Source organism: Kitasatospora sp. NPDC001683 (genome assembly GCF_053596495.1).
Genome location: NZ_JBSFGK010000026.1, coordinates 36,235 through 61,733, shown reverse-complemented (window position 1 = coordinate 61,733; position 25,499 = coordinate 36,235). Strand labels below are relative to the sequence as shown.

Below are 25,499 nucleotides of genomic sequence, written 5' to 3'. Positions count from 1 at the left end.
GCCCGACGCATCGGTCACATGACGTCGAGACGCACGAGGACGCTTGCAGACCTACCAAGGGTCTGCCGGGCCGCCGGATTCAGTCATTCGACTGTTTCCGCCGTCCTACCGCTCGGTGATCCTCGAAGGAGCGCCGCGATGCCGGCGGGTCGTCGTGTGTGCAACCGGAAGGTCTGGCCGTGAAGCAAACCCCCGTCGTCCTCATCCACGGTGCGTGGTTCCACATGTCCTCCTGGGAGGGCTGGGCCGAACGGTTCACGGCGCACGGTTACGCGGTGTGCGTCCCGGGCTGGCCCGGCGAAGCCCCCACCGCCGACCAGGCCCGCCGCGACCCCGGCCCGCTGCGCGACCTCGGGCTCGCCGCGCTCACCGCCCACTACGAGACGATCGTGCGCACCTTCGACAACCCGCCGGTCCTCATCGGGCATTCGGCCGGCGGCCTCATCGCCCAGCACCTCCTCGGAGCCGACCTCGGCCGCGCCGCCGTCGCCCTCGCGCCGTTGCCGCCCGGCGGTGTGCCGCTGGACGACGGCCGGCCCCGGCCGCGGTCGCCGATGTCGGCCGGCACGACCCGGCACCCGGGGTTCGAGGTGCTGCCGCGCGCCCGGTTCCGACACCTCGTCGCCAACGCGGTCGGAGAGGAGGAGGCCACGAAGCTCTTCGACCGGTACGCCGTCCCGGCCCCGCTCCGGCTGCTCGCGGACCTCGGACTCGACCGCACCGCCGCCGGGCCGGCCGACACCGTCGTGGACACGGCCAATTCGGCGCGCGGACCGCTCCTGCTCGTGTCCGGCCAGGAGGACCGGATGGTCCCGGACGCCGTGACCCGCTCGGCCTACAAGCGCTACGGCGACTCCTCCGCCGTGACGGATCTGAAGCAGTTCGCCGACCGAGGGCACTCCCTGGTGTTCGACAGCGGCTGGCGTTCGGTCGCCGACCACGTCCTCGTCTGGCTGGCCGCCAACGGCGTCGAGGCCGTGGCCGCAGGGGGCTGAGCGCGGGCATCAGACCTGCGCCGCGTCGGTCCGGCCCAGCGCGTCGCGCAGCGCCGCACGGGCCGTGATGCCCAGCTTGGGGAAGACGCGGTACAGGTGCGAGCTGACGGTACGCGGCGACAGGTGCATCCGCTCGCCGATCTCCTTGTTCGTCAGGCCGCTGGCGGCCAGCTCGGCGATGCGGCGTTCCTGCCAGGTCAGCGAGGCCAGGTTCAGCGTCGAGACGCGGGGTGGGGCCCCGGTGGCGCGCAGTTCGGCCCGGGCCCGTTCGGTCCAGCCGGCCGCACCCAGCCGCTCGAACGCCTCGGCCGCCGGGACCACGTACGGCCGCGCCGCCGCCGGACCCTGGACGTGGCGCACCCGGATGCCGTGCGCCAGCCGGATCCGGGCCAGCTCGAACGGGAAGCCGGCGGCGTCCGGGTGGGATTCGGCCCGCGTGAACATCTCGGCGGCCTCCCGCTCGTCCTCGGCGGTCATCGCCAGCGCGCCGTAGGTGATCAGTCCCAGGCGGGGCGACACGTCCGGCAGACCGGCGTCGCGGGCGGCGAGGGCGTGCGCCCGGGCCTGCTCGACGCGTCCGGTGTGCCGGGCGGCCTCGACGAGATCGAGCAGGGTGCGCGAGGCCTGGTACGCGTAGGGCCGGAACGCGCCCGGCTGTGTGATGCCGATGGCGTAGAGGTACGCGCTCTCGTAGTCGCCGGAGCTCAGCGCGGCGGTCGCGCCGGCGGCGTCGGCGACCTGGGTCAGGAACCCCAGACCGCGCGGGCGGGCCCAGGCGTCCACCTCGGCCTGGAGGTCCCGCGCCCGCCCGACCTGCCCGCGCAGCGCCGCCAGCTGGGCCAGGTACGCGCGGCTCTGGGCGGCGAACAGGTGGTGGCCGTGCTCGGTGGCCAGGTCCAGGCCGCGCTGCCCGGTCTCCTCGGCCTCGGCCCACTCGCCGGCCGTCATCTGGTCGAGCATGATCTGGTGCAGCATGACCATGCCGGTGGCCACGGCTCCGGTCTCCAGCTCGCGGTCCACGACGCGCTGCAGGTGGGGGCGGTAGTGGCTCAGGACGTCGAGGTGGTACGCGGCCGCGCCGAGCCGCGTGACGGCCCAGGGTTCCAGATCCGACAGGTTCGCGGCGGCCTGTCGCACCGGCCCGGCCCAGCCTGCTCCGTGCCTGGTCACATCGCTCCACGTGTCGCGGTAGAGGCGCGCGTGTTCGGTGACGAGGTCGCCCAGGGAGGCGAGGAGTTCGCGCGTGCTCTCCCAGACCGCGCGGTCCCCGCTGAACTGACTGATCGCCAGGAGAACGATCACCAGCCGGGTGAGGACCTCGTCAGGTTCGGCTTTGCCGACCGTCGACGCAGCGGCGGCCTCGCCCGCGATGGCTGTCCCTGCGTCCCGGAGCTTCTCGATCGCGGCCGAGACCTGGCGGTGCGTGGAGCGGACGTCCCCGTCCTGGTAGAGCGCTCGGTAGGCGGCCGCCAGCACGGAGGCCGGCGACTCCGTCGAGCCGGGCGCGAGGTCTGCTTGGACCAGCCGGTGCGCCTGGCCGAGGCGGGCGGCGTGACCGGCGACGAAGGCCGCGTCGGTCAGCCGCCGGGAGCGGTCGGCGTGGTTCTCGCTGAGCTCGGCGGCCCGGGTCAGCCAGGCCACGGCCGCCAGCGCGCCGCCGCGCCGGGTCGCCGACTCGGCCGCCGCCTCCAGGATGTCGGCGACGTCCTCGTCCGGATCGACCGTTGCCGCTGCCAGGTGCGTCGCCCGGCGTTCGAGGTTCTCCCGATGCACCTGTGCCAGCGCCAGGTGCGCGGCGCGGCGCTGGTTGGGAGTGGCCATCCGCACGACGGCGGACCGCACGAGTGGGTGCCGGAAGACGAAATCGCCGGTGACCACGTCGATGTCCAGCAGCCCGGCGGCCACTGCCGCGTCGGCGTCACGCATGCCGTAGCGAGTACCGGGGACGGCGTCGGTGCCGCTCGGGGTTCCGGCGCCGTCGAGCGCGCCCATCAGCAGCTCGGTCCGCACCCGCTCGTCGAGGGCGGCGATGCGGGTGCCGAACAGCCGTTGCAGCCGCCGGGGCAACGGCACGCCGTGCTGACCGATCAGGTCTTCGACCGGGAGGTCGCTCGACCGGCCGGCGAAGTGGGCGGGCAGCTCCACCAAGGCCAGCGGGTTGCCCTGGGCCTGCTCCAGGACGATTCGACGGACCCGTCGGCTCAGCTCCGGGTACCGGTGGTCCAGCAGGCGGGCCGCGTCCTCGTCGGTGAGGGCGGTGATCGGCAGTTCGGGCAGTGCGGCGGTGTCGAAGCGGGACGTGAGGTCGGAGCGGACCGCGACCAGCATCTTCGCCGGGCCGCCGGCCAGGCGTCGGCCCACGAACCCGCAGACGTCGGCGCTGGAGTCGTCCAGCCACTGCGCGTCGTCGAGGACCAGCAGCAGCGGCCGCTGTGCGGAGGAAAGCGACAGCAGGCTGAGCACGGCGATGCCGAGCGCCATGACCGACGGCGGATCGCCCTGCACTCCGCCGAACACGGCGTCGAACACCGTCCGGGTCCCGTCGTCCAGCCGCGCGACGTCGGCGAGCAGTGGATGGAGGAACTGGTGCAGCCCGGCATAGGGCAGCTCGGACTCCGCCTCGACACCGGCGGCCCGGATGACGACGTGGCCCTCCTGCTCCGCCAGCGCGGCGGCGTGGCTCAACAAGGAACTCTTGCCGACCCCCGTCTCCCCCCGCAGGACGAGCGCCTGGCCCGTGGCGGACTTCACGAACGCCACGAGCTCCGCCTGCTCGTCCTCGCGGCCCACCATCGCCGTGGTGACGCCCCATCGCTGCAACCCGGTCATGTCCCCCTACCCCTTCCTGATTTCGCTCTCACCGCGCGGCAGCTCCATCAGCGCCAGCGGGTTGCCGCGTGCTTCGGCGACGATCGCGTCCCGCACGCGGGGGTGCACCGGACCGGGCAGCACCGAGTCGAGCAACGCCCGGGCGTCGTCGTCGCGGAGCCCGTCGACCTGTAGTTCCGGCAGGCCGGTAAGGAGTCCGGCGCTGGTCGGCGTGCGGACCGACGCCGAGGTGGACACGGCGAAGACCAGGGCCACGGACTCGGCGTCCAGCCGACGGGCGACGAACGCGAGGACGGCCGCGGAGATCCCGTCGATCCACTGCGCGTCGTCCACGACACAGACCAGCGGCTCGACAGCGGCGGCCTCGGCGAACAGGCCCAGCACGGCCAGTCCGGTCAGCAGACCGCCAGGCGATCCGCCATCGCTCGGTCCGAGCCCCGACTCCGGCTCCAGCCCCAGGGCCGTCGCCAGAGCGGCTCGCTGCGCCGCCGGCAACCGGTCCAGATGGCTCAGCAGCGGAGCGCACATCTGCTGGAGAGCCGAGTACGCGATCTCGAATTCGGTTTCCACCCCGACCGTGCGGACGACGCGGCCTGCCGGGGCGCGATCCGCCAGATAGGTGAGCAGGGCGGTCTTGCCGATGCCGGACTCCCCGCGCAGGACCAGTACGCGGCTGTGTCCGCGGCGCAGGTCGAGCAACAGCCGATCGAGTACTTCCTGTTCCCGGGCGCGCCCGCGCAGTTGCGGCGACAACGGATCCCCCGTCCCGTCCGGCCCGCCCTTGCCGCCAGGCTCCACCCTCGTCAACTCCTTCGCCGCAACGGAAGCCGGTCGGCGTCCACCGATCACGATCCCGGGACTACGGGCCCGTCGAGCCAGTGTCGAACCCTGGCCAGTACCCGGGCCGGGGGCGCGACCAGTGTCCGGCACCGGCACGACGGGCCGCCGCTGCCAGGGACACGGGCTGCCCGAAGCCCTCCGGGCTGCCGAGGAGCCGTGCGTCGTGGCCGTCAGCTCCGGCGCACAGCGCCTGCACGGCTTCGACTTCGACGACCCGCAGTTCGAACGCCGCCGGTACGACCCCATGGTCGCCTACGCGCAGTCGAAGACGGCCGATGTCCTGCTCGCCGTCGGGATCAGCCGCCGCCGGGCCCAGGACGGCATCGTCGCCAACTCCTGCGAGCCCGGCTGGATCCACACCAACCTGACGCGCCACCTCCCCCGGGCCACCCTGCAGGCGGTGGGCGCCGTGGACGAGGAGGGGAACCTGCTGACTCCCGACTTCTACAAGACTCCCGCGCAGGGGGCGGCCACCACCGTTCTGCTGGCCGCCTCACCGCTCGTGGCCGGTGTCACGGGCCATTCGTGTGCCTTCGGCGGCTGCGCCCCCGCGCGCTGCTTGCCTTCGTTTCCGCGTTCGCGATGCCCGGAGAGCTGCGCGGCCGCACGCGGCCAGCCGGTGGCGCGGTCGCCGACATCCCTGGAGCACGGTGAGTGTCGACAGGGCCTACGGGCGCGTTGTCGCAGCGCGCGCTCGGTACGCCGGGGCGCGCGGCGGTTGGAGGTGCCGGAGAGACACGTCAATCAGCCGGCGTCCTGCGATGACCACGGTCCACGAGCGTGTACATCACCGACCGCTCTTCCTTGTGGCGTCGGACCTGGCCCTTCGCGACGAGCGACTCGAGGGTGTTCCGCACGACCTGCGGGGTGGGCTCACGGTCCGGATGCTGCACCATGAGCTCCTCCCGCAGATCCTTCGCCAGGTGTGGCTCGCTGTGGCCTGCGAGCAGGTCCAGCAGGAGGTCGCCCAGCAAGGGCCGCTGTGACCGGCGCTTTGCTGCCGCCTTCGTCTTCGAGCCGGTCCGCGCGGAACGCGGTGCCTTCGAGGCGGCCCCGGGCGTCCTGCGCAGGCGCTCCTGGGTGAGCGTCGGCTCGTCCTGGGCCTGCTCCGGCAGGGGAGAGAGCCCCGCATCACCCTGGTGGTGCTCGGCCAGCGCCATGATCTCGATCAGGAGCGCTTCCTCTTCGCGCAGCATTGCGAGCTTCTCGGTCAGTTCCTTTTGTCGGCGGCGGTTCTCTTCCAGGTCCGACGCGGCTTGTACGGCGTACCGCGATCGGAGCGTGGCGGCTGATTGGCTGGTCACGACCGGTCACTCCTCCGTGCTGGATGTTTGCCGCACATGTTACCTGCGCCGGGCAGAAGAAGAACGTCGGTGAATCGTCTGCCATGACAATCCTGGCAGAGCTCGCCAGTCCCACGTGGAACGTTGCAGGCAGCGTCCTGACTTCAGGCCGACAGAGGCCAGTCGCAGCAGGAGTGCCCAGCCCCGGAGGTCTTACACCTCGAACCGGTTGTGGAGCTTGCCCAAAGCGCATACGTTTGTCCTGTGTGGTCATCTCGACCCTGGAACTGTGCCCGGCAAGGCACACGTGTGTGTCAGTCCGCGCCCCCGTGTGGATTGCCGCACGGCCACACGATCCACCGCTGCCGGCCCGACGGGCAGCGTGGCGGGAGGGGGCGCAGGGTCCGCTCCCTCCCCGCTCCGGTCCCCCACCCGCGGCAAGACCCGCCACCGGTCTGGCAGTCGGGTTCGCCGAGACGGTGAGAGGAACGAACCCCGTGCACGTCTTGGTGCCTGACGATCCGGTGTTCCTGGCGAAGTTCCAGAGTCTGGAGGAACTCCTCCTGCGCCGCCTGTATCGGCTGCAATTGGCGGACCCGGAGTGCGAGGAAGGACGCGTGGTCGCGGACGCCTACGACAGCTGGGTCAGGGTCTTGCTGAAGCTTCCCGCGTGGCCGCGGTGGCAGGAGGACGTGAGTCCGCCGGGTGCCCTGCGGACCGAGTACACCCTGTACGGCCCGCGGGGCACCCAGCTGACGAGCTTGTACCCGGTGGAGCTGGACTCGGCCGACCTCGAGCAACTGACGCTGTGCCTGCGGGCCTTCCTGAGCGCCGGTGCGGACCGCGGCTTCGAGCCCCGATGCACGCGCCGAGAACCCGAACGACGCGGACCGGAGCTGGTTCACGTCTTCCGGCGCGTCATGGGGGTCCTGCTGTTGCCCTGTCCGCCGGAGTTGATGCACACCCTGGGCCGGGTCCGTGAGGGCGCTCCCGCTGTGACCCTCAGTCTCAAGGAAGAAGTGCAGTACCGGCGGTACTGCACGACCGTGGTCCGCATCCTCAGCCTCGGCGACCAGTTCGCTTATCAGAACCACCTTGCCATGTATCCGTAAGCGAAGTAACCGTTCTGTGCGGGCGGATGTTTCCGTCCGCGGCGGGACATGCCGAGGGGCACATTCCGTGCCGGCAGGGCGCGCCGCTCTGCACCGGGCCGCAGCCGCACTGCCCTCGACCCGCCGGATTCCGCGCGCACCGGATCCGGCCTGCAGCGCAGCCCACGCCCCTTCAGGGGCCGTGAGCGGCTGCACCCGGTCACATGCAGTCATTCGACTGATCCCGTAGCAGGCCGCCTGCCCGATGCTGAGCGGTAGCCGCAAGCCGGCGCAGGTCGCCACCATGCTCGGAGGTCCAGTTGTGATCCGTACTCCCGTCGTGTTCATCCACACGCCCGTCGTGTTCATCAACGGCGCGTGGCTGCACGCGCTTTCATGGGAATCCTGGGCAGAGCGCTTCGCGAACCACGGCTACCTCACCTACGCCCCGGGTTGGCCCGGCGAAGCGGCCACCGTACGGGAGGCGCGCGAGGGCCCGGACATGCCACCCGACATCGGTCTGGACGACTTGTCCGGGCACTACGCCGAGATCGTGCGCCGCTTCGACGTCCCGCCGGTGATCGTCGGGCACTCGGTCGGTGGGTTGGTCGCGCAGCACCTCCTCGGCACCGGCCTCGGGCAGGCCGCGGTAGCCATCGCGTCGGCACCCGTCAACGACGTGGCGCTGCGGACCTGTCCCGAGTCCGCCGACGCTGCTGGTGAGCCCACAGGCGCTGCGGTCGCGCCGTCCCGCGAGCGGTTCCGCGGCCTCGTCGGAAATGCCGTCAGCGGCCCGGAGTCCGATCAGCTGTACGAGCGATACGCCGTGCCCGCTCCGCGCCGCTTGCTCAACGACCTCGGATGCCGGGGTGCACCCCGGCATCCGAGCACCCTCGTGGACACCGGCAACACGGCGCGCGGTCCGCTGTTGCTGGTGTCGGGCCAGGAGGACCTGCTGGTGCCCGACCAGGTGACCCGCACCGTGTACAAGCAGTACGGCGACTCCACCGCGATGACGGACCTCAAACAGTTCGCCGACCGGGGCCACTCACTGGTCATCGACAGCGGGTGGAGGTTCGTCGCCGACTACGTGCTCGGCTGGCTCGGTGAGCGGGGAGTGCGGCCCACCGTCCCGGGCCGCTGACCACCTCCCACGGGCGCGGCGGCGGCGCGGGCCCGACCGGACGGCCACACCGGCGCGCGGGTCTAACCGTGGTTCTCCTCAGTGGAGTTGCCGAGCGCGTCGCGCAGCGCCGCACGGGTGGTGATGCCGAGCTTGGGGAAGACCCGGTACAGGTGGGAGCTGACGGTGCGCGGGGACAGGTGCATGCGCTCGCCGATCTCCTTGTTGGTCAGACCGCTCGCGGCGAGACCGGCGATCCGGTGCTCCTGCCAGGTGAGGGCCGAGGTGGACGAGGGCCGGGTGGACATCCCGGAGGCGCGCAGCTCGGCCCGGGCCCGGTCGGCCCAGGCAGCGGCGCCGAGCCGCTCGAAGGACTCGGCCGCGCGGAGCAGGGCCTGGCGGGCCGCCTTGGGGCCCTGCGAGTGGCGGACGCGGATGCCCTGGGCCAGCCGGATCCGGGCCAGCTCGAAGGGGAAGCCGTCGCCTTCCGCGACCGACTCGGCCTGCTCGTAGTGGGCAGCCGCCTCCTCGTCGCCTTCGGCGGTCATCGCCAGGGCCCCGTGGGTGATCAGAGCCAGTCGTGGTGAGACGTCGGGCAGGCCGGCGTGCCGCGCGGCCAGGGCGTGCCGGCGGGCCTCGTCCGCGCGTCCGGCGTGCACGGCGGCTTCGACCAGGTCGAGCAGGGTCCGGGAAGCCTGGTGGGCGTACGGCTCGAACGAACCGGGCGCGGTGATGCCGATGGCGTACAGGTAGGCGGACTCGTAGTCGCCCTCGCTCAGCGCCGCCGTGATGCCGACGGCGTCGGCGATCTGCGTCAGGAAGCCCACTCCGCGGGGGCGCGCCCAGGCGTCGACGGCGGCCTGCAGTTCGCGGGCGCGCTCCACCTGGCCGCGCAGCGCCGCGAGTTGGGCGAGGTACGCGCGGCTGTGGTAGGCGAAGAGCGCGTGATCGTGTTCGGAGGCGAGCTCCAGGCTGCGCGCGCAGGTGCGCTCGGCTTCCTCCCACTCGCCGGTGGCCATCTGATCGAGCGTGATCAGATGAAGCATGGACATCGCGGCCGCGATGGCACCGGTCTCGGCCTCACGGTCCACCGTGCGCTGGAGGTGGGAACGGTGAGGGCCCAGCACATCGAGGTGGTAGGCCGTCACGCCCAACCGGACCAGGTCCCAGGGGTTGAGGTGGCGGGCTTCGGCGAATGCGCGATCCACGCGCTGACGAAGGCCGGCCCCGTGGCGCACCACATCGCTCCAGGCGTCGCGGTAGAGCAACGACTGCGCCGGGATCCGGTCCCCGAGCGCGTCGAGGAGCTCGCGGGCCTGCTGCCAGGCGACGGCGTCGGACGCGTACTGGCAGGTGACGATCAGCAGGATGACCAGTCGGGCTTCGGCTTCCCCCATCCCCTGGCAGGTGCGGTCGTCCCGCACGGCCTCGAGCGCTGCCGTGACCTGTCGTCGGGAGGAGCGGACCTCGCCGTGCCGGTACAGCGCGTCGTAGGCGGAGGCGGCCACCGAGGCCGGGGAAGCGCCTCCGTCCGGGGCGGTGTCGGAATGGACCAGCCGCTGCGCCTGGTCGGGAAGAGCCGCCTGGCCGGCGATGAAGGCGGCGTCGCCCAAGCGGCGCGAACGGTCCTCGGAGCTCTCGCTGAGCTCCGCGGCGCGGGTCAGCCAGGTGATGGCGGCGAGCGCACCGCCGCGTCGGGTCGCGGACTTGGCCGCTGCCTCCAACTCGGCCGCCACCTCCTCGTCCGGATCGATCGTCGAGGCCGCCAGGTGGGTGGCCCGCCGCTCGAGATCGTCCCGGTACACCCGGGCGAGGGCGGCGTGCGCGTCACGCCGCTCGTTGGGGGTGGCCTTCTGGACGACCGTCGATCGCACCAGGGGGTGCCGGAACACGAAGTGACCGTTCGTCCGGTCGACGTCCAGCAGGCCCGACAGGGCTGCCGCGTCGACGTCCACCATGCGGTAGCGGGTTCCACGCGCGGCACCTGCCGCCATTCCCGAACCCGCGCCATCCAGCGCGCCGCGCAGCAGCTCCGCGCGCACCGCCTTGTCGAGAGCTTCGATGCGGGTGCCGTAGACGTACTCGAGGCGGCGGGGCAGGGGCACACCGTGGTAGCCAGGCAACTCCTCGACACAGCGGCCGGGCCGGCCGCTGAGGAAGGGCGGGAGCTCGAGCAGCGCCAGCGGATTGCCCTGCGCCTCGTCCAGCACGATGCGGCGGATCTTCGGATCGAGCCGTGGATGGTGCAGGTCGAGCAGCGTCTGCGAGTCGTCCTCGGACAAGGTCGTGATGTGAAGCTCCGGCAGCGCCGCGGTGTCGAAGTGTGAGGGCACGTCCGAGCGCACACCGACGACGAGCTTGACCGAGCTACCGGCCAGCCGCCGCCCCGCGAAGCCGCACACCTCGGCGCTGACGGTGTCGAACCACTGACCGTCGTCGAGTACGAGCAGCAGCGGCTTCTGCGACGACGCGAGGGAGAGCAGGTCGAGGACGGCGATGGCGAGGGTCATCACCGACGGGGGCGCCCCCTGGTTCCGGCTGAACACGACGTCGAAGACGGCACGGTGGGAGGCGTCGAGCCGGTCGAGGTGGGACATCAGCGGGTAGAGGAACTGGTGCAGTCCGGCGAACGGGTAGTCGGATTCGGCTTCCACACCGACGGCCCGGACCACCTGGTGGCCCTCCTGGCAGGCGAGGTCCGCGACGTGGTCCAGGAGGGCGCTCTTGCCCGCACCGATCTCGCCCCTGAGGACGAGCGACTGACCGCTGGAGGCCGTCACGAAGGACGACAGCGCCTCCTGCTCCCGCTGCCGGCCGACCAACGACCTGACCAGTGCATCCATGTGATCCCCCGCTTCCTTGACTACCGGGTCGGTCGTGGCACGGCCGACCGCGCTCGAAACGCCAGGCATGTGTGTCCGTCAGAGCCCGAGCACCTCATGCCCGCCGCTGCAACGTGTCCGAGGGCCGCCAGGCGTGTTGCGAACGCCTTTCGCGCCGCCGGAAGAGCACCGATGCCACATGCCTGACCCCTCGCTCGACCCACACCTCACCGAGCAGCGTAGTGGACATCACAAGCCAGCCGAAACGTGGGACATGTGTGTGGTCATACCGGCGCCAGGATGGCCACACGGTGCTGTGGACGAGTCATCATGCGAGAACGTGCACGGACAACCGCGTGAACATGCGCGTGTGACCTGGTGCCCCGTCAGGACGATCCGACACCCCGCAGCAGGGTGTCGACGACCAGGTCGGCTGCCGGGCCGGCTGCGAGGTCCGGCACTCGGCGGGCCACCAGGTGCATGAGCTCTGGGAGCAGGGCGGCGACCCAGCCCGGGGGGAGCCCGGCGCGGAGCAGGCCCTCGTCTTCGGCGCGTTGGAGGAAGGCGTCGACTTCCGCGACGGAGGCGTCACGGCGTTTGCGGATCCCCTCGTCGGCGAGCATGCGGGCGAGGTCAACCGGCCAGCGGCGGTTGACCTCGATGATGTTCTCCACGTAGCGGTGCAGGGCCACGGTGACGGGGGCCTCGCGCAGGCGGGCGTCGGCGATGGCCTGCTCGACGGCATCCAGGCGGGCCGTGTAGATCGCAGCGAGGAGTTCCTCGCGCGACGGGAAGCGCCGGTAGATGGTCCGCCGGTCCACGCCGGCCTCGGCGGCGATGGCGGCGATGCTCGCGCCCGGGTCTTCGGCCAACATCCGTGCCCCCGTTGTCAGCACCGCTTCGATGTTCCGCGCAGCATCAGCTCTCATGCCGTGCAGTCTACCGGGCCGTTGTGCAGATTGTGGCCATAACAACCTCTTTGCTGTAGCAGTTGACGCCGTCAACCGCCACAAGCATGTGGTGACAGGACTGCGCGGACGTGAGGCCGCCGGTCGGCGCCACGGTGCGGCACAGCGCCAAGGCCGGTTTCACATGTGTCTGGACGTACCCAGTTGCACGTGTGTGCCTTTGAGGTCTTCTTCACATATGCTCATCGCGAGACACATGTTTGCCGATCCCACGATACCTCCGTCGCCCGGGCGCCGAGGAGGGGTTTCGGCACAGCGCGGTGCTGGGTTCCGGCATGTCGTTTCGCGGGAGGACGGGTCCCGGGCGGCAGTCGTGTTCGCCCTGGGTGCCTGGCTGAGCCTGGCGAACCGCAGGATCGCCTCGCCGCCGGCACCGCTCAGGAAGGCATTGGAGACCTTGCGTGGCCCGGACTACGCCGCGCTCGACAGTCGGCGCTGACCGGGCGCAGGACAGGGGGGGAGGTCCCCCAGCTTCGTGCCCACCTCGCCGCTCATCGATCCCCGGCATGCCCAGCACAGCCGCAGAACGGAGTTGGCGGCGCGGGCGTGTCAGGGGCTCGCACGCGTGGGTCATGACTTATCCCGGCTCACGGTCGAGTGACCTATGCCCAGCCCGGAGTCCCTGAGGCACAGTCATGGCAGACCAATTCGCTTTGTGGAAGGGGCAGCTGCCATGAACGGCGAACAGTCCGACGTCAGGGGATGCCGGACGATGCCCGAGGACGGGCCCGTGCTGACACTGGTCCTCAAGCGGGTGCTGGACGGCCGCGCATGGCAACCCCTTCTGGCGGAGTTCCGATTCGCCCCGGACACCCCCGCGATCGTGACCGTCACCCTCGAGCCGATCCGCGGGCCGGGTGTCACCTGGCGGATCAGCCGGGAACTGCTGTACCAAGGCCTCTTCGAGGAGAGCGGAGAAGGCTTCGTGCAGGCTTGGCCGGTGCCGGACCGGGCAGCTGGGACCGCCCTGTTGCAGCTGGAGTCGGCGGAATCCAGCGCCCTTCTGGAGCTGCCCGCGCCGAGGCTGGCGGAGTGGTTGGAACGCACCTACGAGATCGTGCCCGTCGAGGCGGAGGCCGACGGCCTGGACTGGGACGGATTCATCTCCGAGCTGTTGGGCGAGACGGGTCGGCCGACCGGGGGTTGACCACTGGCGAAGACCTGCGGTCCTGGGGGACGGCGATGTTGCGCGTCTGCCAGTAACTGGTCAAAGTGGTGACGCGATGCACGCGTTTCCCTGCGGGACCCCGCCCCTGGACTTCGTCGGAACCCGGCGGGCACGGCGCAACGCGGTGCCCGCCGAGAAGCCGGGGTCTCCCCAGCAGCTCGACGCCTGGTTCGTCGAGGCCGGGTGTTCGACGGCGCGCCCGGCGCCGACGAGACCGACCTCGATCGCGGTGGATCTGCGCGAGTCGGTCTACTCGCTCGTTGCCGCCCCAACCGCTCGCGCGGCTACCGGCGTGGCTGGTGCGCCATGAAGACCTGCGGGAACCGGGTCAAGGCCGCGCGCGCCAGCACAGCGCGACCCCCGCATAGGCCGACTGACCGTTGCCACCTCCCACTGATGCAGAGTCAAACGACTGATCCCACCACCGGGGTGCACTGCCGAGAATCGAGGGGGTTCACACACCTCCGGAAAGGGAGACACATGTCCGCACGGTCCATCATCAGCAGCCCGCTGTCCGACAGCGCACGGACGATCGCCGGGAACGCCCTCCAGGCGACCCTGGTCGACCTGATCGACCTCTCCTTGGTGGCCAAGCAGACGCACTGGAACCTCTACGGTCCGCGCTTCCGTTCCGTGCACCTGCAGCTCGACGAAGTGGTGACCACGGCGCGGGACCACGCCGACATCGTCGCGGAGCGCGCCGCCGCGCTGGGCGTCTCACCGGACGGCCGGGCGGCGACCGTGGCCGGTGCCAGCAACCTTCCGGCCGTCCCGCAGGGATGGACGGAGGACACGGCCGTGGTGAAGATGCTGGTGGAGATCTTCGCCGCCGTGATCCACCGAGTGCGCGAGCGCATCGACGCGACCGGCGAGGCGGATGCCGTCACCCAGGACCTGCTGATCGGGCTGGCCGCCGAACTCGAGAAGCAGAGCTGGATGTTCCAGGCCGAGAACCAGGCCTGACCTCTCCGACGCCCGTCGACGGACTGACCATCCGAGCGCCGCACTTCACCTCCGGCCTTCCCGCAGCGGTGGAAGGACCGGAGGCGGCGAGCGCGCCTGCGCTACGCGGAGGCCGAGCGGACGAATGCGCGCACCGCGTCCGAGAACGCGGCCGGTTGCTCCAGGTGGCCGAAGTGCCCGCTGTCGTTCAGCACCACCAAGCGGGACTGCGGGACGAGGGCGTGGAGGTCCTGCGCCCACCGCGGTCCGCAGATCACGTCGTACTGGCCGACCAGGACCAGGGTGGGGACCGTGAGCGAGGTGAGGCCAGCCCGGTCGTCCACGACGTCGGGCTTCCCGCTCTCGTCCAGCGGCGAGATGTAGGTGCAGGTCACCTGGGCGCGCAGGTCGCGGAACTCGCTCTCCCGGTCCCAGTAGCGAGCGAAGTAGACCGGCATCAGGGCGCGCAGCGCCGCGGTCGTCCCCTCGTCGTCGGTGACGGTGCCGACGCTCTGGAGTCCGGCCAGCGCCGCGGGGAGCTCCGCGCGGCCCTCGTTGCGGGCCGCGAACTCCTCGACCCTTGCTGCCGCTTCGGCCATGTGCTCCGGGCCCGTCACCGGCGCGCTCTCGTACAGCACCAGGCCCCGGAGCCGGTCGGCGTGGTGCAGCGCGAAGTGCTGGGCCACGAAGCCGCCGTGGGAGTGGCCCAGGAGGAACACGCGAGGCAGTGCCAGCAGGTCGAGAAGGCCGGCCAGACCGCGTGTGTACCGCTCGCGGGTGTAGCCGTCAGGGTGTGAGGGCAGGCGCTCCGAGCCGCCGGTGCCCAGAGGCTCCACGTACACCATGGTCAGGAACTCCTCGAGCGCGGGCGCCCGGAGGTACTCCCAGCTGACGCCCGGTCCGCCGGGCACGGCCAGGCAGACCGGGCCCGAGCCGTACAGGTGGTACCGCTGGTTCAGACCCTCCACCAGGACGTCGTGGGTGCCGGGGGACAGCAGGTCGGTCGTTTCGCTCGTCATCAACGCTCTCCGTGTGAGTAGATACCTTGTCGAGCACATGTATCTCACATGTTGCCATGAGATGTGTGTCGGCAAGGTGTGTGTTCGGACGGCGTCATGTCCGGAGCGGATGAGGGACGCTCCCGTCACTCACGGAGCGCCGGTTGTATCTTTTCCAGCTACATGCTTGTGAATAATAAAGATATAAGTGCTACAGTCAAGTGGCAGATAGTCGAGGGTTGAAGGAGAGAGGCATGATCACTTACGACCGGCTCTTCATCGGTGGCACCTGGACCGAGCCGAGCGACGCCGAGCTGCTCGCCATCAACTCCCCGCACGACGGGACGGTGATCGGCAAGGCCGCGCAGGGGCGGCCGGCGGACGTGGACCGCGCGGTGGCCGCGGCCCGCGCCTCGTTCGAGGAGGGCGCCTGGCGCGAGACCCCGCCGCTGGAGCGGGTGGCGGTGCTCCGGCGCTTCAACACGCTGCGCGAGGCGAACGCGGAGCGGATCGCCGAGCTGATCGCCGCCGAGACCGGCTCGGCGGGATGGTTCACCCGGGCCGGCCAGCAGGGCCTGACCCGCCAGGCCAACGCCTACCTGAAGGCCGCGGAGGAGTTCGGGTGGGAGCAGACGCTGGCCCCCTCCGACCCGGCCTCGCCGGTGCGCAGCGTGGTGCGCCGCGAAGCGGTCGGCGTGGTGGCCGCGGTGATCCCGTGGAACTCGCCCTTCTCCTCCGCGACCGCGAAGATCATTCCGGCGCTGCTCGCCGGCAACTCGGTGGTGCTCAAGGTCTCGCCGGAGAACTCGCTGAGCATGGGCTTCCTTGCCGAGCTGCTGGAGCAGGTGGGGCTGCCCGAGGGAGTGATCAGCGTCCTGCCCGCCGACCGCGAGACGAGCGAGTACCTGATCTCCCACCCCGAGGTCGACAAGATCGCCTTCACCGGCTCCACCCGGGCCGGCCGGCGAATCGCCTCGATCGCAGGGGAGCAGCTGAAGCGGGTCAGCCTCGAACTGGGCGGCAAGTCCGCCGCCGTCATCCTGCCCTGCGCCGACATCCGCACGGCGGTTCAGGGCCTGAAGTTCTCCTCCCTGCTCAACAACGGCGAGTCCTGCATCGCCCAGACCCGCATCCTGGCCCCGCGCAGCCACTACGAGGAGGTCGTCGCCGCGCTCAAGGAACTCGTCGAGTCCCTCAAGGTCGGCGACCCCAGCGACCCGGACACGTTCATCGGCCCGATGATCCGCCCCGACCAGCAGGAACGCGTCCGCCACTACATCGAGCTCGGCATCGAGGAGGGCGCCCGCCTGGTCACCGGCGGCCCCCAGGTCCCCGAAGGGCTGGAGAGCGGCAACTACGTCACCCCGACCCTCTTCGCCGACGTGGACAACTCCATGACCATCGCTCAGGAGGAGATCTTCGGCCCGGTCCTGGTCGTCATCGCCTACGAGGACGAGGACGACGCCGTCCGCATCGCGAACGACTCCGAGTACGGTCTGTCGGGCGGCGTCTGGGCTTCCAGCGAGGAGCACGCGCTCGAGGTCGCCCGCCGCATCCGCACCGGCACGGTGACGGTCAACGGCGCCTCCGTCGGCTTCGACGGCCCCTTCGGCGGCTTCAAGGCCAGCGGCATCGGCCGCGAATACGGCGCGGTCGGCCTCGGCAGCTACACGGAGTACAAGACCATCACCCTGTGACCCGACGGGGACGACATCGTACGTGCGGCGTTCGCCCGTGCCACCGGCGGCGCCTTCCTCCGGATCGCCCGGCTCCGGCAGCCGACGCCGCGCGCGGCCTGCTCCCGAAGCAGGCCGCGCCCCGGACGGGCCCGTTGCACCGGCCCGGGCCCCCTCGGCTCGCCACCGAGTCCTAGCTAGACTGACCGCCGACGGCGACGGAGGAGGGGCACGGCGCGCGGGCTGTCAGCGCGGACGGCAGCCGCGCCGTTGCACACCCCCGTCCCGCTCCGGTCCGCGGCACGCCGCACACAGCCGGGTCGGGGCCCAAGAGCACAAGGACGGCCTCCGGTGGACCTCGTTGACTCCCGAGTCGACTCCCGAGTTGACTTCGCCCCGCTGGTGGGCAGGGACCGGGACCTGGATCGCATCCATGCCATCCTGACCCGCGACACCGGCGCCCTCTTGGTGTCCGGGCAGCCCGGCATCGGCAAATCCGCGGTCCTGGAGGCGGTGGCCGTCGCTACCGCTGCCGCAGGTACCCGCGTCCTGCGTGCCGCAGGTGCGGAGTTCGAGGCCGACATCAGCTACGCGGCGCTGAACCAGCTGGCCCTTCCGCTCCGCGACGCCTTCGACCGTCTCAGCCCCCACCACCGCGAGGCGCTCGATGTCGCCCTCGGGCTGGGAGCCGGCGCCCCTCCGGAGCGCTTCGTGGTCTGCAACGCCGCGCTCGCCCTGCTGAGGTCGGCGGCGGTCGAGACCCCACTGCTCCTCACTGTCGACGACCTGCCGTGGGTGGACCGCGCGAGCGCCGCCGTCTTCGGATTCATCGCCCGGCGACTCGCCGGTGAACGGGTCCGCTTCCTCGGAGCCACCCGCACCGGTGCCGGCGGCTTCTTCGAGCACGCCGCCCTGCCGATGTACGAACTCCCGTCCCTTGACCGCGAGGCGGCAGCCCGCCTGGTGGACACGCGGTTCCCCGACCTGGCCCGTCCGGTACGCCGGCGCCTGTTGGACACGGCCGAGGGAAACCCTCTGGCCCTACTCGAACTCCCCAAGGCGCTGCGCCAGGAGCAGCGGCGCGCCCAGGAGATCCTGCCCGTCGTCCTCCCGCTGGGCGAACGCCTCCAGTCACTGTTCCTCACCCGCGTCCGCGACCTGCCCGCAGCCGCACGGGACCTGATGCTCCTGGCAGCCCTTGACGGTACGGGTGACCTCGGAGTGCTGGCCGCGGCAGCTCAGGAGCTCGATGCCGGCATCGACCTGGACGACCTGGGCCCCGCCGAGGACGACCAGCTCGTCCGTGTTGACGAGGGCACCCGCCGCCTGGTGTTCCGTCACCCGCTGGTCAGAGCAGCCGTCGTCGAGGCCGCCACCAGTAGTCGTCGTCGCGCCGCACACGGTGCCCTCGCCGGCGTCCTCGACGACCGGCCGGTGCAGCGCGCCTGGCACCTGGGGGAGGCCACCGTCCAACCCGACGAAGACGTGGCAGCCCTGCTCGAGGACGCGGCCCGCCGCATCCTCGATCGCGGCGACGCCGTGGCGGCGATCGCCGCCCTCACCCGTGCTGCGGACCTCAGCCCGCTCGGCACCGACCGCGCCCGCCGCCTCGCAGAGGCCGCCTACGTGGGAGCCGAGGCCGTCGGAGCACTCAGCAGCGCCTCGGCGTTGCTCGAGAACGTGTGGCGGGCCGACCCGGACCACGGGGTCTCGCTGCGTTCCGCAGGTGCCGCCGTCCAACTCCTGCTGAACGGCGACGGCGACGTGGCCACGGCCCACCGCCTCCTGATCGGCGCCATCGAGGAAGGAGACTCCGGCTACGACGCTGACGATCCGGCACTCGTCGACACCCTCCACTTCCTGATGCTGCTGTGCAGCTACAGCGGCAACGAGGAGCTGTGGGCGCCCTTCTACGCCGCCCTGGCCCGCCTGCGCCCGACCGAGCCACCGCTGCTGCGCATCGGTGCCCAGACCTTCTCCGATCCCGTCCGCACCGAAAGGGCGACGCTGCGCCGACTCGACGCGATCATCGACGGCGTCACGACGGACACCGACCTGGCCGAGATCGTGCGCATCGGGGCCGCGGCGATCTACCCGGACCGGCTCTCGGCGCTGCGCCCGGCGTCGTGGCGCGTGGTCCGGCGCGGTCGCGAAGGCGGACCCGTGCGGCGCCACATCGGGGCCCTGCTGCACCTCTGCCTCGACGACTACCTCTGTGGCAGGTGGCAGGAGGCCCTGGAACTGTCCGACGAGGGCCTCGCCCTGTGCGCGGACTCCGGTTACACGATCTGCACGTGGTTCTTCCAGTTCACCAAGGGCTTGGTCGTCGCCTCCCGGGGCGACGTCGAGCAGGCGCGCGCCCTGGCCGGGACGATGATCGACTGGGCAGTGCCGCGCGGGATGCGCATGACCGTGGACTGCGCCCGGCAGGTGCACGCCCTGGCCGACATGGCGGCGGGCGACTTCGACCGGGCCTTCGGCCACGCTGACGCCGTCAGCCCTGCGGGCACGCTCCGGCGCCGCGCCCCTCACGCGTTGTGGGTCTTCTTCGACCTGGTGGAATCGGCAGTGCGCACCGACCGCCGCGCAGAGGCGGTAGCGCACGTACGCGCGCTGCGAGCGGCGGATGTCGCGGCGCTCTCGCCTCGGATCGCCCTCCTGGTCGCCGGCGCGGAGGCGCTCGTCGCCGAGGACGACCATCATGCGGCCCGTCTCTTCGCACAGGCGCTGGCCGTGCCGGGGGTCGAGAAGTGGCCGTTCGACCTGGCCCGGATACGGCTGGCCCAAGGCGAGCAACTGCGCCGCGCCCGCGCGGTATCGGGCGCGAAGGGCCCCTTGACGGCAGCACTGTGTGCCTTCCAGAGCCTGGATGCCGCCCCCTGGGCCGAGCGCGCCCGCAAGGAACTGCGCGCCGCAGGCGGTCACGTCGCGAGTCCCGGAGCGAGGCAGGCGGCTCCGCTCACGCCGCAGGAACGCGAGATCGCCGAACTCGCCGCAACCGGCCTGACGAACAAGCAGATCGCCGAACGCCTCTTCATCTCGCATCGGACGGTCGGCGCCCACCTGTACCAGATCTATCCCAAACTGGGCATCGCCTCCCGGGTGGCGCTGAGGGACGCGCTGCTCGCCCAGAGCATGAACGAGCCGTCCGCCTGACCCAGTCGCCGCATCCGCACCGGCACAGTGACCGTCAACGGTACCTCCATCGGCTTCGACGGCCCCCGGAGCGGGCTGGCGCGGGCGGGGGAGTCGACGGTGCGTGAGTTCCGGTGCGGCGTGCTGCTCCGAAAAACGTCGGCGCAAACGCCGGAACGGGTTCCTACGAAGGGCGGCGTCCCCAGCAGGAGACCATCACCCAGGCGGTATCGGTGAAGGCAGGGTCGTCCAGGTGGGCGACCGCAGCCGCGATCTGCTCGGCCGTCATGAGTCCGGTGTCGATGAGCGCGGGGGTGGCCTGCGTGAAGCACTGGCGCCAGAACGCGTCTTCTGTCTCATCCGTCCCGCACACGGCGACGCGTACGGTCATGCCGACGTCGGTGAGGCCCGAACGGGCCATGGCTGCGGGAATGCGGCGGGCCCAGGTGTGGTCGGTTCCCTGGGTCCGAGCCAGCAACTGCTGGCACGCCTCCAGCAGTTCGGCGAACTTCGGATAGGGGGAAGCCGCGGCCGGGAGATAGGTCGGGTCCTCGAGGACGATCCATCCTCCGGGCACGAGCCAGCCGGCCATCCGGTCGAGGACGTGCTCCGGATCGGGGATGTGGCTGAGCAAGGCCCGCGCGTGCACCAGGTTCTGAGAACCTGCCGGGAAGTCGTCACGCATGACGTCGTGCCGCGCGACCGTCATATTGGCCGGCGTGGGGCGCTCGCTGAGGAATGCGACGTCGAGGTCCGTGGCCGTCACACGGCCGTCGGGGCAGCGGGCGCTGAGCCAATGGGCGATTGAACCGGCCCCGGCCCCGGCCTCGACGCAACGCCAGCCCGCGGCGACACCGAGCCGTTCGAAGATGGTGATGGTGGTGGGATCGCTGAGCTCTTCCAGCAGACGCAGTCGTTCGCGTTCGCCTCCCCTGGCGTGGGCGAGGACACCGTCCTGGTAGACCGGGGCGCTCATCATGCACCGTCCAGGTGTTGGGCCACGACGGGCGTGAAGTCCCCGATGCAGGTCAGCTCCAGGCGGTTGCCCACGGGGGGCTGGAAGTAGAGCACGGACCGGCCACCCGCCTCCTGGTTTTCATGGGGGTTGTGGCCACCGCCGTCCGGGCGCATGGCCAGCTGGCCGGTGAGCAGTGACCGCAGCTCGCTGAGCAAGCTCCTGCTCGGCGTGTCGACCATGAGAGCCGTGTGACGTTCCTGATGGAGCCGGCGCTCACATTCGACGACATGCTTGGTAGCGACGGTCGGCGGCAGGCAGAACACTTCCACGCCGGCCGTGTCGTGGGCGAAGGCACGGATGATGCTCACGTCGAGCAGCTCGTCGTCAAGGCCGTAGCGGTGTGCGAGACGCCGGCGTACGACGACGCTGGGCACTTCGGACGTTGTTCTCCACTGGCACCCCAGGAGGTGGGTGTGTACGTCGTCGACGGCGGCGGGGAACACGAGCGTGGCGACGTGGTCGACGCGGCAGTGCGCGGCGATGGTGTCGATGGCCGCCTGTTCCATATCCGCACCATCCGTCATGCCGCGCAGCACACCGGGCACGTCGGCTTCAGCGGCTTGGCGTAGCAGCCGGTCCAGCTCGACCGCATCGGCAGGATCCAGGACGGTCACGGCTGCCTACCCGGATCGGTCATCGGGCTGTTCCACTCGCGCATCAGCGCGACCAGCCGGCCGCAGTAGCTGCGCTCCGCCTTCACGTAGCGGCTGCCTCCGGCGCCGAACGACCACGCGACGGCGTTCATCTCCTCCTCATCGTGCGAGGGAGCTCCGCTGAAGAACGCGGCCAGCCGGTCATTGAGGCGTGGGAACTGCCCGGCAGGCAGCCGGAGGGCATAAATGCCGACGCGCTCGACCTGCCCGGTGGAGATGCGCAGCGTCACCGAGAACGTGTGCCCGTCCGGGGCCGTGAAGTCGACCATGTCCTTGAAGGTCGTCTCATCCGGCGGCGTGCTCCGGGACAGGGCGAGCAATCGCGCGGCCGCCTTCGGGCTGAGCCCTTCCTGCACGCGGAAGTACAGGTTCGCCGTATCGTGCTGGTAGTCCACGGCTACGTGCCGCACCGACGTCAGGCCCAGCTCGCGGAAACCGCCGTGATGCCGGCGGATCGTGTCCGGGACTCCGGGGGCGCCAAGGACCTCCTCGAGGGGCCGGATCCCGCCCAGGTACACCCACGTCTTGGCCAGGCCCCGGACCGCGTCGAAGTCGCACAGCTGCGTCGACCCCTCGTACAGCGAGCTCCATGCCGAGATCAGACTGGCCGTCTGGTTGTGGGGGCCGAGGAGTCCGGTCTGCGCCGCGATGCTCACGGTGTCGACGGGAACGCGTTCGTAGAAGCGGTAGTTCAGCACACCGTCGGGCTTGTCGGTGGTGCGCCACAGGACGGCCCCGCGGTGGAAGCTCTCCTCGTACGCGTCCAGCACCCGGCGTGTCATCGCCTCGGAGTAGTCGATGCCCAGCAGGACCGTGGTCGCCTCGATGTCCTTGAGGAACCGAGACGGAGAGAAATCGACAGCAGACCCCATCAGAGGGTCCCCCCGTTCGTCTGTGTGGGAATGCAACTGCGAATGGACCTGGGGTTCCTTGAAAGTCAGCGGGGCTGACCGCTGAACTGTGGAAGGCCGGGGATCACAACCGCGCCTCCAGCCGGTGCATGGATGAGCTCGACCTCGCACGGCTCAGGCCGAGGCACCCGGCACCCCCAGATCACCAGTCCTGCGGTGATCCAACCATCTCAAAGATCATTTCGCCAGGGGTTGCCAACCCGATGTCAGCGGGCTGAGGTGAGTTCGGCGAGTCCGGCGGGGCCCGACCGGGGGAACGCTGATTGGACGACAGCGGCCGATGCGGGCGCCGCCGCGAAGGGTCGGCGCCCCTCGCGGCGGCGCTACTTCGCCAGGAAGGCGAGCAGTGCCTCGTTGACCTCGGCAGCATGGGTCCACAGCGGGCCGTGCGGCGCGTCGGTGAGGGCCATCAGATCACCCCAACTGGCTTGCGTGGCGGCGAGGCTGGGCCAGGCTCGTGGCACTGCCAACGGCGCTCGGCAGCGCGATCTTCGAAGCCCCCGCCTCCAGGAGGAGAACCTGGATGTCCGGGTCCTGGGTGAGCCGAGCGGCAAGCACGCAGCCGGCTGTGCCCCCGCCCACCAGGATGATGTCGTAGCTGGACCGAACGTTCACGGTGCTGCGTCCTCGGCGCGGCGCTGTCGCCCGGGTCAAAGGGCCAGCCCGCCCGGGCCGTCGGTGCCTCACGGCGGCATGGGCGGGCCGGGAACGGCTGCGTCAGGTGGTCACCGCGGTGGCGTTGATGGTGACCGGGATGTTGCCGCGGGTGGCCTTGGAGTAGGGGCAGAGTTGGTGGGCGGCATTGCCGAGTTCGACCGCGGTCTCCTGGTCGACTCCGCCGAGTTCGAGGTTGAGGACGGCGCTCAGTCCGAACTCGCCGTCGTCGCTGTGGGTCAGGGTCGCCTCGACCGTGATGGCGGTGCTGGTGAGCCGGACCTTGCGTGCGGCGGCGGCGCGGCGGACGGCGCCGAGGAAGCAGGCGCCCCAGCCGGCCGCGAACAGCTGCTCCGGGTTGGTGGCACCACCGGCGCCGCCCAGCTCCTTCGGGATGGCGAGGGAGGTGGCCAGGTGGCCGTCGCTGGCGACGATCTGCCCGCCGTTGCGGCCCTCTCCCGTCACCGTGACCACACCGGTGTAGCTGACTGCCATTGTCCTGACTCCTTGTTCATGTCGATCCGATGAGGCGTCCGCCATCACCGGTTTAACTGGTTACACGCTCTGTTGAATGGTTGCAGTGCTTTCGCGTACCACGGTGACGCGAGCCGGTGGCCTGCCTGACCGTCGGCCCCTCAGCCGTGTCCGGCGAACCGCTGGTCCTGTACCGCGACGAGGCGTTCCATGTAGTCCACGCCGGTAGCGCCCACACCGAAGGCCGACTCCGCCCAGTCCTCCGTCGTGGCCATCAGGACCTCGCGCGAGATGGGAAGTGACCTCAATCGCGTGCGCAGCATGGCGGCCACCCCGTTGAACCGAGGGCCGATCTCGTCCATGAACTCCAGCACGGCGGCATAGCCGCCGCCGGCAGGTGCGATCCGATCGACAAGGCCCTGCTCCTCGTGCCAGCCGACGGGGTGTTGCTCACCCCACCCGATCAGGCGCTCCGTTGTCCGTCGGCCGGCGCGCACAGCGGTGAGCGGGTACGCGCCCATCCCGGGGAACAGGTTGAACCTGATCTCGGGGAACCCGAGGCGCACCTGTTCCTCCGCCAACACGAAGTGGTGTGCGAGGGCGCACTCGTATCCGCCACCCAGCGCATGGCCGTCGACGAGCGCGATGCTGATCGCTCCCGTGCCGAAGCCGTGCATCGCCTCATCGATGCAGTCGACACAGGCGCGGGCGTACGCCCGCAGTGTCTCGCGGTCACCTGAACGGATCGAGCGGGCGAACAGGTCCAGGTCGCCGCCCGCGTTGAACATCCCCGGGGTGCAGGAACCGGTCACCCAGAACCTGACCGGCAGCGCGGTCTCCCGCACCAGCCGAGCCAGTCGCAGGATCTCGGCGAGCAGCACCGAGTTGAACGACGGACGCGGTTCCGCACTCATCATCATCCAGACCACCTGGCGCTCGCTGTCGTAGCGCGCGATCAGCTGGTTGAACTGCCCTTCCGCGCCCAGGCGCTGGGTGTGGTCCAGAAGCTTGATGTCCACCCTGGGAACTCCCTACTTGGCGAGGAAGGCGAGCAAGGCCTGGTTCACCTCGTGGGCGTGGGTCCACAGCAGTCCGTGCGGGCCTCCTTCGACCTCCACGTACTCCGCGGTCGGCAGCGCCTTGTGGAACGGTCGGGCGGTGGCCTCGACAGGCAGGATCCGGTCGGCCGTCCCGTGCAGGATGAGCGCCGGAACGTCAACCTTGGGGATGTCGGCACGGAAGTCGGTGCCCCAGGTCAGCGGGGCGGCTGCCGCAGCGTGCGCGCCGCCGCTCGCGGCGGTGTTCCAGCTGTCGCGCAAGGCCTCCTGCGAGATCCGGCCGCCGAGGTTCTCGTCCAGGTTGTAGAAGTCCCTGAAGAACGCCGTGTAGTAGGCGTAGCGGTCGGCTGACACGGCGTCGCTGACCTGCTGGAAGAACTCGGCGGGAGCCGCGCCGTCGGGGTTCTCCGGACCCTGCAGGAGCCACGGCTCCAAGGACGCCAGGAAGGCGACCTTCGCGATCCGGCCGGTGCCGTAGGTACTCGCGTAGCGGGCGACCTCGCCGGTGCCCATGGAGAAGCCGACGAGGATCGCGTCGTCGAGGTCCAGTGCCGTCAGCACCCGGTCCAGGTCGGCGGCGAAGGTGTCGTAGTCGTAGCCGGTGCCCGGCCGGTCCGAGCGACCGAAGCCGCGACGGTCGTACGTGATCACCCGGTAACCGGCGCCGAGCAGTGCTGCGGACTGCTTCTCCCACGAGTCGCCGCTGAGCGGGAAGCCGTGGATGAGCACGACCGGCTGCCCGGCCCCGTGGTCCTCGTAGTACAGGTTGATGTCGGCGGAGTTCTCCTGCCCGACGGTGATGAACGGCATGCTGGGTCTTCCTTCGATGAACGAGTCGTCGGTTGTCGGCCGGAGGTGCCG

Annotated in this window: 21 protein-coding genes and 1 pseudogene; 8 read left to right on the top strand and 14 right to left on the bottom strand. The window is 70.8% G+C overall.

Annotated elements, in window-relative coordinates:
* The first annotated feature begins 179 nt into the window (after positions 1-179).
* Positions 180-995, top strand: coding sequence for an alpha/beta hydrolase (locus ACWCYO_RS16560; RefSeq protein ID WP_449784602.1), 816 nt, complete (start codon positions 180-182; stop codon positions 993-995).
* A gap of 9 nt (positions 996-1,004) precedes the next feature.
* Here ACWCYO_RS16560 and ACWCYO_RS16555 read toward each other — a convergent pair whose 3' ends face one another.
* From ACWCYO_RS16555 to ACWCYO_RS16545, 3 genes are all read right to left on the bottom strand, one after another.
* Complete coding sequence (locus tag ACWCYO_RS16555; protein WP_449784601.1) at positions 1,005-3,824, bottom strand: helix-turn-helix transcriptional regulator; 2,820 nt, start codon at positions 3,822-3,824, stop codon at positions 1,005-1,007.
* A gap of 6 nt (positions 3,825-3,830) precedes the next feature.
* Entirely contained in the window at positions 3,831-4,622 is a 792-nt protein-coding gene (locus tag ACWCYO_RS16550) for an AAA family ATPase (protein WP_449784600.1), read from the bottom strand.
* 782 nt (positions 4,623-5,404) lie between these two features.
* The gene (locus ACWCYO_RS16545) at positions 5,405-5,968 is read right to left on the bottom strand and encodes a hypothetical protein (RefSeq protein ID WP_270142824.1); all 564 of its coding nucleotides are present in this window, start codon (positions 5,966-5,968) and stop codon (positions 5,405-5,407) included.
* Between the two features lie 476 nt (positions 5,969-6,444).
* Between ACWCYO_RS16545 and ACWCYO_RS16540 the strand changes: the two genes are divergently transcribed.
* The gene (locus ACWCYO_RS16540) at positions 6,445-7,059 is read left to right on the top strand and encodes a hypothetical protein (protein WP_270142823.1); all 615 of its coding nucleotides are present in this window, start codon (positions 6,445-6,447) and stop codon (positions 7,057-7,059) included.
* A 319-nt stretch (positions 7,060-7,378) separates the two neighbouring features.
* Positions 7,379-8,182 carry an alpha/beta hydrolase gene (locus ACWCYO_RS16535; RefSeq protein ID WP_449784599.1) on the top strand — a complete coding sequence of 268 codons (804 nt, stop codon included), beginning with the start codon at positions 7,379-7,381 and terminating at the stop codon, positions 8,180-8,182.
* A gap of 62 nt (positions 8,183-8,244) precedes the next feature.
* On the opposite strand, the gene ACWCYO_RS16530 is transcribed toward ACWCYO_RS16535, so the two are convergent.
* Positions 8,245-11,004, bottom strand: coding sequence for an AAA family ATPase (locus ACWCYO_RS16530; protein ID WP_449784598.1), 2,760 nt, complete (start codon positions 11,002-11,004; stop codon positions 8,245-8,247).
* A gap of 365 nt (positions 11,005-11,369) precedes the next feature.
* Positions 11,370-11,858 carry a TetR/AcrR family transcriptional regulator gene (locus ACWCYO_RS16525; RefSeq protein WP_270150900.1) on the bottom strand — a complete coding sequence of 163 codons (489 nt, stop codon included), beginning with the start codon at positions 11,856-11,858 and terminating at the stop codon, positions 11,370-11,372.
* Between the two features lie 766 nt (positions 11,859-12,624).
* On the opposite strand from ACWCYO_RS16525, the gene ACWCYO_RS16520 reads away from it, so the two are divergent.
* The 3 genes from ACWCYO_RS16520 to ACWCYO_RS16510 all read left to right on the top strand — a co-directional run bounded on the left by ACWCYO_RS16520 (position 12,625) and on the right by ACWCYO_RS16510 (position 14,082).
* Positions 12,625-13,098, top strand: coding sequence for an SsgA family sporulation/cell division regulator (locus ACWCYO_RS16520; protein ID WP_449784597.1), 474 nt, complete (start codon positions 12,625-12,627; stop codon positions 13,096-13,098).
* Between the two features lie 76 nt (positions 13,099-13,174).
* Positions 13,175-13,429, top strand: a complete 255-nt coding sequence (locus ACWCYO_RS16515; RefSeq protein ID WP_449784596.1) for an ABATE domain-containing protein — start codon at positions 13,175-13,177, stop codon at positions 13,427-13,429.
* A gap of 170 nt (positions 13,430-13,599) precedes the next feature.
* On the top strand, positions 13,600-14,082 hold the full coding sequence (locus ACWCYO_RS16510) for a Dps family protein (protein WP_449784595.1): 483 nt from the start codon (positions 13,600-13,602) through the stop codon (positions 14,080-14,082).
* Positions 14,083-14,183: 101 nt separating this feature from the next.
* On the opposite strand, the gene ACWCYO_RS16505 is transcribed toward ACWCYO_RS16510, so the two are convergent.
* Positions 14,184-15,080 carry an alpha/beta fold hydrolase gene (locus ACWCYO_RS16505; RefSeq protein WP_270142813.1) on the bottom strand — a complete coding sequence of 299 codons (897 nt, stop codon included), beginning with the start codon at positions 15,078-15,080 and terminating at the stop codon, positions 14,184-14,186.
* 233 nt (positions 15,081-15,313) lie between these two features.
* Here ACWCYO_RS16505 and ACWCYO_RS16500 point away from each other — a divergent pair, with 233 nt between their 5' ends.
* Complete coding sequence (locus ACWCYO_RS16500; protein WP_270142811.1) at positions 15,314-16,756, top strand: aldehyde dehydrogenase; 1,443 nt, start codon at positions 15,314-15,316, stop codon at positions 16,754-16,756.
* A gap of 330 nt (positions 16,757-17,086) precedes the next feature.
* On the top strand, positions 17,087-19,891 hold the full coding sequence (locus ACWCYO_RS16495; protein WP_449784594.1) for an AAA family ATPase: 2,805 nt from the start codon (positions 17,087-17,089) through the stop codon (positions 19,889-19,891).
* 163 nt (positions 19,892-20,054) lie between these two features.
* On the opposite strand, the gene ACWCYO_RS16490 is transcribed toward ACWCYO_RS16495, so the two are convergent.
* The 8 genes and pseudogenes from ACWCYO_RS16490 to ACWCYO_RS16455 all read right to left on the bottom strand — a co-directional run bounded on the left by ACWCYO_RS16490 (position 20,055) and on the right by ACWCYO_RS16455 (position 25,448).
* Positions 20,055-20,849, bottom strand: a complete 795-nt coding sequence (locus ACWCYO_RS16490; RefSeq protein ID WP_270142809.1) for a class I SAM-dependent methyltransferase — start codon at positions 20,847-20,849, stop codon at positions 20,055-20,057.
* Positions 20,846-21,502 carry a hypothetical protein gene (locus ACWCYO_RS16485; protein ID WP_449784593.1) on the bottom strand — a complete coding sequence of 219 codons (657 nt, stop codon included), beginning with the start codon at positions 21,500-21,502 and terminating at the stop codon, positions 20,846-20,848. Before ACWCYO_RS16485 ends, ACWCYO_RS16490 begins: the two co-directional genes overlap by 4 nt.
* Complete coding sequence (locus tag ACWCYO_RS16480; RefSeq protein ID WP_449784592.1) at positions 21,499-22,413, bottom strand: aromatic prenyltransferase; 915 nt, start codon at positions 22,411-22,413, stop codon at positions 21,499-21,501. The genes ACWCYO_RS16485 and ACWCYO_RS16480 overlap by 4 nt, the downstream gene beginning before the upstream one ends.
* 362 nt (positions 22,414-22,775) lie before the next feature.
* Entirely contained in the window at positions 22,776-22,922 is a 147-nt protein-coding gene (locus ACWCYO_RS16475; RefSeq protein ID WP_270151498.1) for a hypothetical protein, read from the bottom strand.
* A gap of 16 nt (positions 22,923-22,938) precedes the next feature.
* Positions 22,939-23,067 (bottom strand): annotated as a pseudogene (locus ACWCYO_RS16470) (lycopene cyclase family protein); the annotation flags it as partial.
* A 102-nt stretch (positions 23,068-23,169) separates the two neighbouring features.
* Positions 23,170-23,601 (bottom strand): Ohr family peroxiredoxin, encoded by a 432-nt coding sequence (locus tag ACWCYO_RS16465; RefSeq protein WP_449784591.1) that lies wholly within the window; start codon positions 23,599-23,601, stop codon positions 23,170-23,172.
* A 140-nt stretch (positions 23,602-23,741) separates the two neighbouring features.
* Positions 23,742-24,599, bottom strand: a complete 858-nt coding sequence (locus tag ACWCYO_RS16460) for a crotonase/enoyl-CoA hydratase family protein (RefSeq protein WP_449784590.1) — start codon at positions 24,597-24,599, stop codon at positions 23,742-23,744.
* A gap of 12 nt (positions 24,600-24,611) precedes the next feature.
* Positions 24,612-25,448, bottom strand: coding sequence for an alpha/beta fold hydrolase (locus tag ACWCYO_RS16455; RefSeq protein ID WP_449784589.1), 837 nt, complete (start codon positions 25,446-25,448; stop codon positions 24,612-24,614).
* Positions 25,449-25,499: the final 51 nt, after the last annotated feature.

Coding starts and splice junctions, on each gene's coding strand:
- ACWCYO_RS16455 (WP_449784589.1), bottom strand. CDS start 25,448: ATGCCGTTCATCACCGTCGGGCAGGAGAACTCCGCCGACATCAACCTG.
- ACWCYO_RS16520 (WP_449784597.1), top strand. CDS start 12,625: ATGAACGGCGAACAGTCCGACGTCAGGGGATGCCGGACGATGCCCGAG.
- ACWCYO_RS16555 (WP_449784601.1), bottom strand. CDS start 3,824: ATGACCGGGTTGCAGCGATGGGGCGTCACCACGGCGATGGTGGGCCGC.
- ACWCYO_RS16490 (WP_270142809.1), bottom strand. CDS start 20,849: ATGATGAGCGCCCCGGTCTACCAGGACGGTGTCCTCGCCCACGCCAGG.
- ACWCYO_RS16480 (WP_449784592.1), bottom strand. CDS start 22,413: ATGGGGTCTGCTGTCGATTTCTCTCCGTCTCGGTTCCTCAAGGACATC.
- ACWCYO_RS16530 (WP_449784598.1), bottom strand. CDS start 11,004: ATGGATGCACTGGTCAGGTCGTTGGTCGGCCGGCAGCGGGAGCAGGAG.
- ACWCYO_RS16465 (WP_449784591.1), bottom strand. CDS start 23,601: ATGGCAGTCAGCTACACCGGTGTGGTCACGGTGACGGGAGAGGGCCGC.
- ACWCYO_RS16510 (WP_449784595.1), top strand. CDS start 13,600: ATGTCCGCACGGTCCATCATCAGCAGCCCGCTGTCCGACAGCGCACGG.
- ACWCYO_RS16505 (WP_270142813.1), bottom strand. CDS start 15,080: ATGACGAGCGAAACGACCGACCTGCTGTCCCCCGGCACCCACGACGTC.
- ACWCYO_RS16525 (WP_270150900.1), bottom strand. CDS start 11,858: ATGTTGGCCGAAGACCCGGGCGCGAGCATCGCCGCCATCGCCGCCGAG.
- ACWCYO_RS16515 (WP_449784596.1), top strand. CDS start 13,175: ATGCACGCGTTTCCCTGCGGGACCCCGCCCCTGGACTTCGTCGGAACC.
- ACWCYO_RS16500 (WP_270142811.1), top strand. CDS start 15,314: ATGATCACTTACGACCGGCTCTTCATCGGTGGCACCTGGACCGAGCCG.